Consider the following 13,007-nt stretch of genomic DNA (forward strand, 5'->3'; position numbering starts at 1 on the left):
TATTTCTTGAAGTTAATTATTCGAATTTATGATAAAAGTGGAAGCAGATAAACTTTCTCGTCCAATCTTAAACTGAAACGGCTAAGGCAGATCACGTTTGAATAATTTGTATAATAGTTAACTCGTATTGTTTACTTATATATTTGAGTCCCACTGCTAGTAGTGATGACCTTTGTCCATCTTTTATCCATGAAACTATTTTGTTAGTGGATCGTATACATTAATTGGAAAGGGAGTGAAACATATGAAGAAATGGGTAGGAATTATATTAGTTTTATTCATTATCAGTTTAGTGGGCTGTAGCAAAACCGAGGAAATTAAAGATGAGGATGTCCTTTCTTTACTAAAGGAATATAAAACAGAGCAATACAAGATAGAAGACCCTAAAGTAACGCCAACAGGAGATGAAATTGCAACAAGGGTTAAAGAATATCTTACTGAGGATGCTTTAGAAGACCAAGAAGCAAACAGAACTTTTCAATTGGCTCCAGACCTTACAAAGAATACTAATCATTCTATTGAGTTAACAAATGCTGATATAAGCAAAAAGAAAGAAAATGATGATGGTACAGTAATCTATACATACAATTTATCTTTAAAATTAACAGATATAAAGAATTCCTCCAGTGAGAATGTTGAGAAAAAAGGGGAAATAACCGTTTCAAATGAAAATGAACTAGTTATCACAAAAGATTGGCAAGAGACTTCAACATTCGAAGATCAAGTATTTTAAATAATCAAGCGTGATTAATAATAAGAGCTTGTATTAACAGTTGAACTTGTTTAGTGGTTAATTATGAGTAAAACATTCGTCCAACAAGAAAAACAAGCTGTAGAGAAAGCTTGTTTTTCTTAATTATAAAGGCAAATATTCCTTTTCATATATAGATTGTACCTGCATAAGTACTTGGTCTGCGTGCTGTTTAAATGGAAATACCGAAGGCTTTCCTTTTGAGAAATACAATCCCGCGTCTTCAGGTGAACTTTCTAATCCGGCGTATAATCGGCTTGCACCAACACTTGGATGGGGACCAAATAATTTAATGAACGGCTGGATAAGCAGCGGCAATCCACCATTTCTGCCTTTTCGCATGGTATTGTTATTTCCTGGATCAATGCTGACAGTTGTTATGCCTTCTTGTCTTAGTTTTGGTGCAAATGCATGTGTCCACAACGTGATTGCTAGCTTCGTAGTTGCATATGGACCAATTAATTTCTGAAATTTAGACGGATTCGCCAACTCCTCCGCTACAAAGGACTTCTTCATTTTAAATGCGTCTGAACTAGTCTGTATAACTATCCCGTGCTCGCCTTGTTTCAAAAGATCAAGCAATTCCATTGTGATGATATAGGGAACCACTGTTTGGATTTCATAATGCAGCTCACGTCCTTGCGGGGAAAAGAGAAGACTAGGGAAACTGCCTCCAGCATTATTGAAGAGAGCATCTAGCTTCGCTTCATTCTTCTTAATTTGCATCAATGCAGATTTAATTTTTGCGAAATCAGATAAATCGGCACGATAAATGCGGATGCTTCCGTGGCGGATTTTTTGGTGGATATTAAGCTCCTCCTGTGGGAATTCGGAGCGAATTAAAGCAGCTACCTCCCACCCGTTTTCCATTAATTTTTTCGTCAGCTCAAGTCCAATTCCGCTGTTTGCCCCTGTAACAAGTGCTGTTTTTCTTTTTGAAATGATCATTTTATAGCCTCCTATTTGTGAATGAATGTAGTATAGAACATGGAGTTAACTTCAGGTCAATAAAAAGATTTCTGCTTGACCTGGAGTCAACTCCATGTTTTATAATTGCATTATAAAAAGGAGACAAACGTATGTATACAATTAAACAGGCAAGTACGCTTACCAAATTAAGCATTGATACGATTAGATATTATGAAAAAGCCGGGTTACTTCCCAAGATAAAACGGCTGCCTAATAAACATCGAGTCTTTATACAACCTGACATTGAACGGCTGCAAATGATTACCTGCATGAAAAAAGCAAATCTTAGTTTAGATGAAGTGAAATTATATCTTGATATTGCAAAAACTAGTAATATGAGTCCTGAAATGGTAGCTGGAATGCACCAGCATAAGGAAAAAGTAAAAAATCAAATGGCTCAGTTACAGACTGTTTTAGATTTTATTGATGAAAAATTAGCTGAAGGAACATGGCTTAAGAGGAAAGCATAATATTGTTGCCTCAAGTTACTTTTGATGTGGTTTGGCTGGAAGTAGAACTATCTCTAGAAAGACCAGCTTAATAGGTACATAACCTGCTTTACTTCCTAAGATGTCCTATGTTAAGGTGAAAGTAATAAGAAAATTTTATATTATTTGGGGTCCTACCAGACTTTCCTTAGTCACCTTCCCTTTATAATCGGGAAGGGGGATACTATAAATGTCTTTAGAGTATACAAAAACGATGCTGCAAACATTAAAGCAGTATCATACATCTGAGATTCACATGATTATTAATGGTAGTGATGATAAACCATTACTTTTAATATGTTTTAAAGATGTTGTTACGAACTAAAAAGTTTAAATACCTCCGTTGTTGAAATTTGTGACGACGTTAACTCTACAATTTTTACAATTAATAAGCTAACGAATGTAGTTATATAAACTAAGGGTGTGCCGGAAATGGTACACCCTTTTTATCAGCCAGTTACAATAATGGAGGTTACCTGCGAATATAACATCTGGTTCAGGATATTGCAATTTATAGCTATAGAACCAAGGTTTCCCTTTGTACCACTGATTTAATATAATTAAAGAAGTGTAAACCTTTATTCAATTCAACTATCCGCATGACTGATTATGAGTTATACCGTAAAAAGCTCACTATATTACTTTGAAAATGGAGGTAGTAGTCAGTGGAAAATTCAAAAAGACTTGGTAAAATCGTAATACTCAATGGAACTCCAAGGTCGGGGAAATCAAGCATAGCAGCGATTATCCAAAACTCCTTTGAAGGAGTCTGGATGAATTTGGGTGTTGATAACTTCATGAAAATGACTCCAGAGCGTTATCAACCAGGGATTGGATTAAGACCTGGGGGAGAGCGTCCTGATCTTGAGCCGCTTATTGATACTTTGTATCAAGCTATGTATAAGTCTATAGCTGCACATAGCCAATTAGGGCTTAATGTTGTCGTTGATGTTGGGCACCATGATTATTATGCAACTAGTAGAGGGATTCTGGATAAATGTGCTAAGATTTTGAAGCACCTTCCTGTATTATTTATAGGTGTTAAATGTAATGTGAATGTTATCATGGAACGAAGAATGGCAACTTGGGGTACTGGTTATACAGAAGCTGGCGCTGTGCCAGAAGCGGTAAACCGATGGCAGGATTCTGTTCACGTGCCTGGTATTTATGATATGGAACTGGATACATCGATATTAAGCTCGGAAGAATGTGCTTCTGCAATCGGTGCGTGTTTGGAAAAAAATCCAAATGGAACAGCATTTAAGAAAATTGCAGAAATGAACTGTTAAGAAATCGAATAAAGCTGTTATTCCTTAAAAAAAATGAAATCTGTAAAGGCAGCTGATAACATGAAAAAAACAGCAAAATACCAAACCTGGATTCGAATTTATAAGCTTCTTATTTTTTTAATTATTTCACTTCTTTTTCTTTTGGGTACATTATTACCTATTTCTTTTTTTTTGCGAATTCTGTCAGGGATTTTAGCCTTGCCGTTTTTTTATATTACCTTTATCCTTACTTATTCTCTATATCAATTTTCAGCGTTCGGAGGAAATTATCAGTCAAAAATACATGATTTAATGGTTGCCAAGGTGAATTGGGACGGAGAAGGGAAAATATTAGATATTGGAACAGGCAGTGGTGCGCTAATTATTAAGCTTGCAAAGACCTTTCCTAAATCCTGTTTAACCGGAATTGATTATTGGGGCGGTAATTGGGAGTATTCTAAAGCACAATGCCAGCAGAATGCTGAAATAGAAGGGGTCTATAATAGAATTGAATTTATAAAAGCAAGTGCTGCAGTACTTCCTTTTAAAGATGCTGAATTTGATTTACTCGTAAGTTGTCTTACATTTCATGAAGTAAAAGATAAAAGCAATAAAACGGAAGTATTAAAAGAGGCGTTGCGGGTGTTAAAACCAAGTGGTGAATTTATCTTTTTAGATTTGTTTGCAGATGAAAAAATATTTGGAGATCAAAAAAAGCTCTTAAATGACTTAAGAAAAAATGGTATATCTGAATGGGAAAGCTATAAACTTGCTGATGAAATGAACTTGCCAAAGCTCTTATTAAACAAAAAAGTATTAGGTAATGCCATGATAATAATTGGTAGAAATTAAAAGGGTATTAATGTAATGATATATTTTACTTTTCATACAGTAATAAACATCAAAGGTTCGTTACATACTAACATTAAGCCATTGTTATAAGGGTATTAAAAGATGTTAGAGTGTGATACATATGGAAAAAAGCAAAACGGCATTATTAATTATTGATTACCAAGTTGTAGACTTTAATAGAACCGAAGCACTATATAAAAGTGAGGATTTTAAAAATAATATTAAGTCATTGGTAACAAGTGCCCGTAAAAAAAACATCCCTATTTTTCTAACGAAACATAATGGTAAATTAGGCAGCCCAAGTCAAAAAGGATCACCTGGCTGGTCCATTCATCCTTCTTTGGAGCTAAAGGGGGATGAAATTATTATAGAAAAGAATTATCCGGACTCCTTTCAACAAACAAACTTAGAAGCGCAGTTAATGTTAAAAGATATTAATCATCTTGTGATTGCTGGTCTTGAAACAGAAATATGTGTCGACTCAACTTGTCGTCAAGCGTATAGTAAAGGATTTGCCGTTACTATTGTTAAAGATGGTCATAGTACATATGACAGTCAAAATATCGCTGCGGAGCAAATTATTATGCATCATAATAAAGTGTTTAAAGATTGGTTTGCAAATGTTATGGATACAAACCAGATTGAATTTTAGTGTGTGCGATATATTTTTCGATTAGCGTTAACAAAATGGGCAAAAGGATATTAACTTTTTGAAACCTTGCATTTTGTATTAAATCCTTCAGCAGCTGCCTTTAGCAGCTTTTTTTATGTAAATAAAAATGGTTGTAAGTAGCTCCTTAAAAAAGAACAATACACATGTACTAGCAAGTTCCACTAGGAGTGATTTCAGAAACATGAACTAATTTAATAGAAAACGGATTCTTTTTAATCTCTACGTAACCGCTATCATAAATGTATACAATTTCGTATTTCTCGGAACAATGTAGTACCTTTTCTCCTAATTTAAGCATATGAGCACTCTCCCTCTCTCTTTTATTAATAGAATTACATATTCCTATTCGTTTTGCAAAAGTATTTTTATTTAGTAAAAAGAAGGAGAAGAATAAGTAATTATTGATAAATTTTCCAAAAAAATTATTCACTAATATTTAGTGTGTGGGTATAGTAGAAAGTTCATGTCGAGTCTACTTTTATATTTGTGAATAGTTGGTAACGGTTTTGGTGATTTGTAATAAGTGATGGATCATGGGATTCCTTAATAGAAACGGTACAAAATAGATTAAGGAAAGAACCTCCATACTGCCAGGAGCTATAACGCACGCAAGTTCTAAAAGCTAGCCAGCGTTTGCTCCTACATTAAAAGAGTATGACGTTTTTACAGAGGGATTTAATAGTAAATTATAAAGGTGAAATATTTTACCAGTGTATTCTTCTTATGGCTCTTTAAGGTTAAAGCATCCTAATTTTTTATAACAACTAGTCCCATTAAGGATGCAAACTGGATAGCTTGCTCAGTTGAAACAATACAGCCATTTAAATTATCTATGGAAATGATAAGTGATTCAAACTTAGATGAACTTATATCTATTCCTTTTAGCAATGTTTGTTCAAAATTCGCACCATTAAGATCGCATAGTTCGAATTCCACGTTCTTTAGTTTGCACTCATATAAATCAGTACTTCTTAAAACTGCTTCTAGAAAAACTACTTTTTCTAGCTTTGAATGTCCAAAAGCAGCCATATTTAATATCGAGTTTTCAAATTTTACATTGCCAATACTAGATTCTGAAAATGTGGTGCCTAATAATTTGCAGTTTATGAATTCTACTCTGTGAATAGAAGATCCACTTAGATTAGCATTAGAGAAATCGCAATTCTCGAAACGAACATCGGTAATGCTAATATTACTAAAATCAGTATGATTGAATTTGCAATTTTTTATGATAGCTTTCTCAAGGCGGACGCGATAAAGGGATTCATTTGTAAATTCTGAGTTTGTTATTGTACACATTTCAAGGATTGGATCTTCTTCGTAAAATATATCACTAAATTTCTTATCAGATAACTCTAACGAAATTTTGGGTGCTGTAATTTTCATAAAGTAAACCTTCTTTCTCTTCATTAATATTTAAGAAGTTAACTAGCGAAAAGTATAGCATATTCAAAATTACCTAGCTAATGATATTTTTGTTTGGGAAGGTTTTCAATAATAGTAACTATGACCCGAAATCCCATTAATTTTTAAGTCTATACGCTCTCCGTTCAGCATATTCCGAACAAGGGAGACAAACATTAATTAATTTTCCTTCTTTATTATAATAGGCTCGTAATGGCTTTGTGTTTCGTTTGCAAATGGTACATTTACGAAAAAAAAGATTAAACAATCTCAATGTATCATCACCTCATTTTAATATGGATATATTACTATATGCCTCTAGAATGTGGCGGTTAATGGATGAAACGAGCAGAAACGGATACGATAATTTTTTTTTTATGATGGAGCCTTGCTGCTTGCCTTGGGAATATCATTATAAATAGTATGCTGATGCGGCTTGAACCCTGAATTTTCCGCTGTTCAAGCCGTTTGTTATTTTTTTGTATTATTATCTTTACAAGAACAACATATAGAGGGTACTTAAGTATGGCATGATAAGTATGTCGTTCTTAAGAGCTGTGTTTACCATGCAAAGAATAGTAATATCTGCATGTTATGTTTATTATATAACCTTAAGTGATATCAAGAATGAATGATAATAATTGCATAGGGGAAAAATAAAAAGGTTCTCTAAAATGATAACCCAGCTTACGTGTGAAACACATTATTATTTAAGCCAATGTAATTGAAAAAATCACGGAAGAAATTATTGGCATTAAATTGCTGTAATTAAATGTTTTAGCCGAAGAAGAAGAGCGAAATATCATTTAAAAATATAGGGATTTCCTATGTTGAGGGCTACTCGTCTCCGTAATATTAGGAGTAATTTATAATTAAATTAATTATTAAAGAATATTTTATTTGATTATAAATAGTGATTATTTTATAATACTAATTATAACTTGGTGTTGTTGAGTGGAAATTAATTTTTAAATTAATATATATCAACTTTTCAATAACCTATTTTAAGGAGGAAATTTTTTTATGTCATTAATCGGTAAAGAAGTCGCAGCATTCTCAGCAAAAGCATTCCACAACGGTGAATTCATCGATGTTTCTGAACAAAACTTAAAAGGTCAATGGAGTGTAGTTTGCTTCTACCCAGCAGATTTCACATTCGTATGCCCAACTGAATTAGAAGACCTTCAAAATCAATATGGTGCTTTGAAAGATCTTGGAGTAGAAGTTTATTCTGTTTCTACTGACACTCATTTCACTCATAAAGCATGGCACGATCATTCAGATGCTATCGGAAAAATCGAATACATAATGATCGGTGACCCATCTCAAAAAATCTCTCGCATCTTTGATGTGTTGAATGAAGAAGAAGGCCTTGCTGATCGCGGTACTTTCATCATTGATCCAGACGGCGTTATCCAAACAGTTGAAATCAATGCAGACGGAATTGGCCGTGATGCAAGCACACTTGTAAACAAAATTAAAGCTGCACAATATGTTCGTAACAATCCAGGTGAAGTTTGCCCAGCTAAATGGCAAGAAGGTTCTGAAACACTTAAGCCAAGCCTTGATCTTGTAGGGAAAATCTAAGGAGTGTCATCAATGATATTAGATGGGGAGATTAAAGCACAATTAGAACAATATCTTCAGCTGATGGAAGGCGACGTTTTACTAAAGGTTAGTGCAGGCACTGATAAAGTATCTAGTGATATGCTTTCCTTAGTAGATGAATTGGCTACAATGTCGTCAAGAATTAAAGTGGAAAATACTACTTTAGAAAGAACACCAAGCTTTAGTGTTAACCGTATCGGAGAAGATACTGGTGTCATTTTTGCTGGGATTCCATTAGGCCATGAATTTACTTCATTAGTTTTGGCACTGCTGCAGGTGAGCGGGAGAGCTCCTAAAGTAGACCTAAGCTTGCTTGATCAAATTAAGAACATTAAAGGCGAATACCATTTCGAATCATATATCAGCTTAACTTGCCACAACTGTCCAGATGTTGTCCAAGCATTGAATGTGATGAGTATTTTTAATCCTCAAATATCACATACAATGATTGACGGTGGAGCTTTTAAAGAGGAAGTTGAAAGCAAGGATATTATGGCAGTGCCAACTGTTTTCGTTAATGGCGAACCATTCGGCAGCGGCCGTATGACATTAGAAGAAATTCTTAATAAAATCGGCAGTGGTCCAGATGCTTCAGAGCTTTCTAATAAAGACCCTTATGATGTATTAGTTGTCGGCGGCGGTCCAGCTGGTGCAAGTGCAGCTATTTATGCAGCACGTAAAGGTATACGCACAGGTATTGTAGCTGAGCGCTTTGGCGGACAAGTTATGGATACTTTGGGCATTGAAAACTTCATTAGTGTGAAGCATACGGAAGGTCCGAAGCTTGTAGCAAGCCTTGAGGAGCATGTGAAGGAATATGGCATCGATGTTATGAACTTACAGCGTGCTAAACGTTTAGAAAAGAAAGATTTAATTGAATTAGAGCTAGAAAATGGAGCTGTTCTTCAAAGTAAATCTGTCATTCTATCTACAGGAGCTCGTTGGAGAAATGTTAACGTGCCTGGAGAAGCTGAATTCAAAAACAAAGGTGTTGCTTACTGCCCTCACTGTGACGGACCATTGTTCGAAGGAAAAGACGTAGCTGTTATCGGCGGCGGTAACTCAGGTATTGAGGCTGCAATTGATTTAGCAGGAATTGTTAAGCATGTTACAGTGCTTGAATTCATGCCTGAATTAAAAGCAGATCAAGTATTGCAGGATCGTTTATACAGCCTACCAAATGTAACAGTATTAAAGAATGTACAAACAAAAGAAATTACCGGTACTGATAAAGTTAACGGCATTTCTTATATCGATCGCGATACAGAAGAGGTTCACCATGTTGAGCTTCAAGGTGTGTTCGTTCAGATTGGTCTTGTGCCAAATACTGACTGGTTAGGTGACACGATTGAACGTACTCGATTCGGTGAAATCGTTGTTGATAGACACGGATCTACAAACATCCCTGGAGTATTTGCTGCTGGAGATTGTACAAACAGTGCATATAAGCAGATAATTATTTCCATGGGATCAGGTGCTACTGCTGCATTAGGAGCATTTGATTATCTAATCCGCAATTAAACAATAAAAAACTGTCGACAAATTACGTTTGTCGACAGTTTTTTTGCTATTTTCCCCATTTTACTGCTTTTGTATACTATTTTTGCTTCTTTCAACAAGGTATTGTAACAAATACAATAGCGGTGCTTTCATAAAGAAATAGATAAAAAACTGGATATTGTTAAAGCGAACTAATGTGTAGTATTTCAGTTTTTTTGCAGCAAAAGTATATGGAAATGCAAAAAACGCATGTATAAGCGCATTGATTAACATAAACTTCTTGAAATTCCCATAGGAAATCTTTAATGTCCACATGCTAATAAAAATAAATGGACCAGTATTAAAGGGCAATTCATCCACAACATAAGTGTTTGGCTTATTATAAAACACCCACCACTTGCGATCTTTTCCAACCTTCGCGTGCAAAATTTCCATAATACCGATTATTATGGTAGCCGGAAGAAATCTTTTTATATTTTTAATACCAATAAAATACAGTGACAACCAGGAGATTGTAACCATACAAATATTAAATATTGTTTGAATCTTAAATGACATAGTTAAATCCTCACATCTTTTTATTATTAGGATTGTTTTTTTTTGCCTTTATTATGCATGGAAAGATCATGTAAGATGAGAAATAATATCGATACAAATGGGAGGCTTAACATTAAAATTTTCTGTTGAGACATTGTTTAAATGAAATCATATCTAAAAAAGATATAATAATGAAATTTTTAAAAAAAAAATGAAACTTTTCTTTAAGAAAACTCGTTTTTTATAATATAGATACAGGCAGTATTCCATTTATTTTTCTCTCTTATATCACACACATTGTAGGAGAGTATTTCATTCGTTTATTGCTATTAAAGAGTAGATTTTTATATACACACTTTTAAAAAAAGATGGAACTTCAGTACAAGAAATACTATTAATAGGTAATCAATTGTTTTTTACTTCCACAAACAACAACCTTCTACTAGTTAAACTAAATACTTTAGTTTAAGAATAGTCCATTGGTGATACAGAAATTATTTCTAAAATATGCTAAAATATTACATAAACATAAGGGAGTTAAGTTATTTTTAGATACATAGAAAGAATTAAGGCAAGTACCATTAAATTTTAAAAAATGTATGCTGCAAGAAACAGAATGAAGTGTTTGTTTTTACTTTTATCTTTATAAATTAAAGTTAATTTTAAAAGAAGGTCAAACAATTTCTTATTTTGAGTAGTTGTTTGCCTTTTTTTATTTTGGTGTTTTTTGTTAATGGGAAAGGGAAAAGAGAAAAGATACATATTGTCATAAGTTAAAAGATAGAAAGAGAAGGGCAGTAAAATGAAAAAAATCAAAGTTATTGTATTTTGTATATTAGCCATATTATTAGTTTTAGTCATGGCCGAAAAGAATAGAATATTATCAAGTGACACTGCGCCAAAACAAATGGAAGAAGACACAATGACAAGTAAACACGATGAAGTACAAATAGAGGGAATTAATAACGCTGAAAATACGACTGAAAATAAAAGTGCTGAAAATACAAAGGAAGAAAATGAGGATGTAAAGCCCACAGAAGAAAATCAGAAAGAAAAAACAGCAGAAGAAAAACAGGATGAACAAATAACAAAGGATAAGCAGGAAGAAAAGACAATAGAGGATAAGCAGAATGAAAAGACGACAGAAAATAAACAGGACGAAAAGGTAACAGAAGAAAAACAGGAAGATAAGACTACAAATGATACAAAGCAGGAAGAAAAAGTAACAGAAGACAAAGCGGTTGAAAAACCAGCTGAGACTAATAAGAGTAACAATGCAACAGAAAATAAAAAGAATGAAAAAACCGTTTATCTTACTTTCGATGATGGACCTACCGCTTCTTCTTTAGAAATATTGGATATTCTCGACAAGTACAAGGTTAAAGCAACATTCTTTATGTTAGAGCCGGAAATGAAGGCATTTCCTGACGCGGTAAAACGGACTGTGAAGGATGGGCATGGAGTTGGTTTGCATGGTGTTACACATGATGTCAGCAAATTTTATCAATCACCAGAATCTGCTTTAAAGGAAATGCAAACTGCTCAAGAAACATTACTGAGCATAACAGGTGTTAAAACAAATCTAATCCGCACACCATATGGCAGCATCCCTTATTTAACAGATTCATTTAGAAAGGTTTTACGTGATAATAAATTTATCTTATGGGATTGGAATGTGGACAGCGATGATTGGAGTGCTTCTAATAAAAATTATGTCCAAGACGTAATTGACCAATTAAAAACGTTAGATCCGTCTAAACATGCTCCGATTATTTTAATGCATGATAGAAGTGGGACTGTCGCACAACTCCCTGAGTTATTAAATTATTTACAAAAAAACAACTATCAAACAGAAATAATTGATAACGAGCTTGAGTCATATAGTTTTGAGTGTCATGATCGTTGTTATCCACATAATAGCAGCAAAGCTCAATAATATCCTTCATGCAGTTTGAATATTAAATACTTATGCAAAGCCACTGCCTTTAAGGTAGTGGTTGTTTGCATTATGTGATTAAGGGTTTTTTATAGGTGTGTAAAATGGGTAGCTGACTATTTTTTAATTATTTAAAAGCTCCCATTGACTCCTTTGCTACTCGGTGCTACAATATAGCTGTAATCAGTAATACTGAATAGCTAACAAAATGCTGTTCGGTATCCTTTTTATTATAGTACTAAGTAACACTGAATATAAGTCACACAAAATAGAGGAGGCGCTGAACATCGAAAATTTAACTGAAATGCTAAAGGGTTCTTTAGAGGGCTGTGTACTGGAAATCATCAGTCGTAAAGAAACCTATGGCTATGAGATTACCCGTCGCTTAAATGAGCTTGGTTTTACCGAGGTTGTGGAAGGAACAGTCTACACCATTCTTGTGCGACTTGAGAAGAAAAAACTAGTCAACATAGAAAAGAAACCATCAGATATGGGACCGCCGCGAAAGTTTTATTCACTTAATGAGGCTGGTCGGCAGGAGCTTGAATTGTTTTGGAAGAAATGGGATTTCGTATCTTCGAAAATTGGTGTCTTAAAGTCAACATAGCTTGATGAGAGATGCTGCTGATTAGTTTTTAAAACAAGGAGGAAAATAATATGTTGGAAATGTTTAAAAAAATGCTTGGTGATAAAAAAGAATATAAGATGATGATGGCACGTGTTGAAGCATTGCCAGAGGACTACCAGTTTGTCTTTAAGAAAATCCAAAACTATATGTGGCAATTCTCTGCAGGCAACGGAATGGATATGCTGCATATTCAATATGAATTAATAGAGCTATTTGAAGGTGGTGCAGCAGAAGGCAGACAAGTGCTGGAGATAACTGGTGAAGATGTCTCCACATTTGCTGATGAGCTTGTCGCAAACGCAAAAACTTATGTTGCTAAATACCGTGAAGATTTGAATAAGAGTATTATGGATGAATTAGGAAAAAAGTGAAATGGAATAGATTAAATAAAGA

General features: G+C 34.1%; 14 protein-coding genes. 11 read left to right on the plus strand and 3 right to left on the minus strand.

Annotation, left to right across the window (positions count from 1 at the left end):
- The first annotated feature begins 244 nt into the window (after window positions 1–244).
- Window positions 245–733, plus strand: a complete 489-nt coding sequence (locus EM808_RS12800; RefSeq protein WP_127738596.1) for a hypothetical protein — start codon at window positions 245–247, stop codon at window positions 731–733.
- 123 nt (window positions 734–856) lie between these two features.
- On the opposite strand, the gene EM808_RS12805 is transcribed toward EM808_RS12800, so the two are convergent.
- Complete coding sequence (locus tag EM808_RS12805; RefSeq protein ID WP_127738597.1) at window positions 857–1,699, minus strand: SDR family NAD(P)-dependent oxidoreductase; 843 nt, start codon at window positions 1,697–1,699, stop codon at window positions 857–859.
- Window positions 1,700–1,830: 131 nt separating this feature from the next.
- Here EM808_RS12805 and EM808_RS12810 point away from each other — a divergent pair, with 131 nt between their 5' ends.
- The 5 genes from EM808_RS12810 (at window position 1,831) to EM808_RS12825 (ending at window position 4,980) form a co-directional block, all read left to right on the plus strand.
- Window positions 1,831–2,190: a MerR family transcriptional regulator gene (locus EM808_RS12810; protein ID WP_127738598.1), complete on the plus strand. Its 360-nt coding sequence runs from the start codon at window positions 1,831–1,833 to the stop codon at window positions 2,188–2,190.
- Between the two features lie 208 nt (window positions 2,191–2,398).
- The gene (locus EM808_RS29530) at window positions 2,399–2,533 is read left to right on the plus strand and encodes a hypothetical protein (RefSeq protein ID WP_263642189.1); all 135 of its coding nucleotides are present in this window, start codon (window positions 2,399–2,401) and stop codon (window positions 2,531–2,533) included.
- Between the two features lie 340 nt (window positions 2,534–2,873).
- Window positions 2,874–3,497 (plus strand): chloramphenicol phosphotransferase CPT family protein, encoded by a 624-nt coding sequence (locus tag EM808_RS12815; RefSeq protein ID WP_127738599.1) that lies wholly within the window; start codon window positions 2,874–2,876, stop codon window positions 3,495–3,497.
- 60 nt (window positions 3,498–3,557) lie between these two features.
- Window positions 3,558–4,328 (plus strand): class I SAM-dependent methyltransferase, encoded by a 771-nt coding sequence (locus EM808_RS12820; RefSeq protein WP_127738600.1) that lies wholly within the window; start codon window positions 3,558–3,560, stop codon window positions 4,326–4,328.
- Window positions 4,329–4,449: 121 nt separating this feature from the next.
- Window positions 4,450–4,980, plus strand: a complete 531-nt coding sequence (locus tag EM808_RS12825; RefSeq protein WP_127738601.1) for a cysteine hydrolase family protein — start codon at window positions 4,450–4,452, stop codon at window positions 4,978–4,980.
- Window positions 4,981–5,748: 768 nt separating this feature from the next.
- Here EM808_RS12825 and EM808_RS12830 read toward each other — a convergent pair.
- The gene (locus EM808_RS12830) at window positions 5,749–6,387 is read right to left on the minus strand and encodes a pentapeptide repeat-containing protein (RefSeq protein ID WP_127738602.1); all 639 of its coding nucleotides are present in this window, start codon (window positions 6,385–6,387) and stop codon (window positions 5,749–5,751) included.
- Window positions 6,388–7,428: 1,041 nt separating this feature from the next.
- On the opposite strand from EM808_RS12830, the gene ahpC reads away from it, so the two are divergent.
- Both ahpC and ahpF read left to right on the plus strand, forming a co-directional pair.
- Window positions 7,429–7,992, plus strand: a complete 564-nt coding sequence (gene ahpC / locus EM808_RS12835) for an alkyl hydroperoxide reductase subunit C (protein ID WP_127738603.1) — start codon at window positions 7,429–7,431, stop codon at window positions 7,990–7,992.
- 12 nt (window positions 7,993–8,004) lie between these two features.
- Complete coding sequence (gene ahpF, locus EM808_RS12840) at window positions 8,005–9,534, plus strand: alkyl hydroperoxide reductase subunit F (RefSeq protein WP_127738604.1); 1,530 nt, start codon at window positions 8,005–8,007, stop codon at window positions 9,532–9,534.
- Between the two features lie 60 nt (window positions 9,535–9,594).
- On the opposite strand, the gene EM808_RS12845 is transcribed toward ahpF, so the two are convergent.
- The gene (locus tag EM808_RS12845; protein ID WP_127738605.1) at window positions 9,595–10,071 is read right to left on the minus strand and encodes a hypothetical protein; all 477 of its coding nucleotides are present in this window, start codon (window positions 10,069–10,071) and stop codon (window positions 9,595–9,597) included.
- Window positions 10,072–10,852: 781 nt separating this feature from the next.
- Between EM808_RS12845 and EM808_RS12850 the strand changes: the two genes are divergently transcribed.
- The 3 genes from EM808_RS12850 (at window position 10,853) to EM808_RS12860 (ending at window position 12,985) form a co-directional block, all read left to right on the plus strand.
- A complete protein-coding gene (locus EM808_RS12850) occupies window positions 10,853–11,986 on the plus strand; it encodes a polysaccharide deacetylase family protein (RefSeq protein WP_127738606.1) in 1,134 nt (377 codons plus the stop codon).
- 286 nt (window positions 11,987–12,272) lie between these two features.
- Window positions 12,273–12,593 carry a PadR family transcriptional regulator gene (locus tag EM808_RS12855; RefSeq protein WP_127738777.1) on the plus strand — a complete coding sequence of 107 codons (321 nt, stop codon included), beginning with the start codon at window positions 12,273–12,275 and terminating at the stop codon, window positions 12,591–12,593.
- Window positions 12,594–12,643: 50 nt separating this feature from the next.
- Window positions 12,644–12,985, plus strand: coding sequence for a DUF1048 domain-containing protein (locus EM808_RS12860; protein ID WP_127738607.1), 342 nt, complete (start codon window positions 12,644–12,646; stop codon window positions 12,983–12,985).
- Window positions 12,986–13,007 lie beyond the last annotated feature (22 nt).

Origin of the sequence: Niallia taxi, from assembly GCF_004005475.1 — a bacterium.
GTDB classification, from domain to species: domain Bacteria; phylum Bacillota; class Bacilli; order Bacillales; family Cytobacillaceae; genus Niallia; species Niallia taxi.

Excerpts from the sequence above, each read along its gene's own strand:
- EM808_RS12800 (WP_127738596.1), top strand. The coding sequence starts at position 245 with ATGAAGAAATGGGTAGGAATTATATTAGTTTTATTCATTATCAGTTTA.
- EM808_RS12805 (WP_127738597.1), bottom strand. The coding sequence starts at position 1,699 with ATGATCATTTCAAAAAGAAAAACAGCACTTGTTACAGGGGCAAACAGC.
- EM808_RS12810 (WP_127738598.1), top strand. The coding sequence starts at position 1,831 with ATGTATACAATTAAACAGGCAAGTACGCTTACCAAATTAAGCATTGAT.
- EM808_RS29530 (WP_263642189.1), top strand. The coding sequence starts at position 2,399 with ATGTCTTTAGAGTATACAAAAACGATGCTGCAAACATTAAAGCAGTAT.
- EM808_RS12820 (WP_127738600.1), top strand. The coding sequence starts at position 3,558 with ATGAAAAAAACAGCAAAATACCAAACCTGGATTCGAATTTATAAGCTT.
- EM808_RS12825 (WP_127738601.1), top strand. The coding sequence starts at position 4,450 with ATGGAAAAAAGCAAAACGGCATTATTAATTATTGATTACCAAGTTGTA.
- EM808_RS12830 (WP_127738602.1), bottom strand. The coding sequence starts at position 6,387 with ATGAAAATTACAGCACCCAAAATTTCGTTAGAGTTATCTGATAAGAAA.
- ahpC (WP_127738603.1), top strand. The coding sequence starts at position 7,429 with ATGTCATTAATCGGTAAAGAAGTCGCAGCATTCTCAGCAAAAGCATTC.
- ahpF (WP_127738604.1), top strand. The coding sequence starts at position 8,005 with ATGATATTAGATGGGGAGATTAAAGCACAATTAGAACAATATCTTCAG.
- EM808_RS12845 (WP_127738605.1), bottom strand. The coding sequence starts at position 10,071 with ATGTCATTTAAGATTCAAACAATATTTAATATTTGTATGGTTACAATC.
- EM808_RS12850 (WP_127738606.1), top strand. The coding sequence starts at position 10,853 with ATGAAAAAAATCAAAGTTATTGTATTTTGTATATTAGCCATATTATTA.
- EM808_RS12860 (WP_127738607.1), top strand. The coding sequence starts at position 12,644 with ATGTTGGAAATGTTTAAAAAAATGCTTGGTGATAAAAAAGAATATAAG.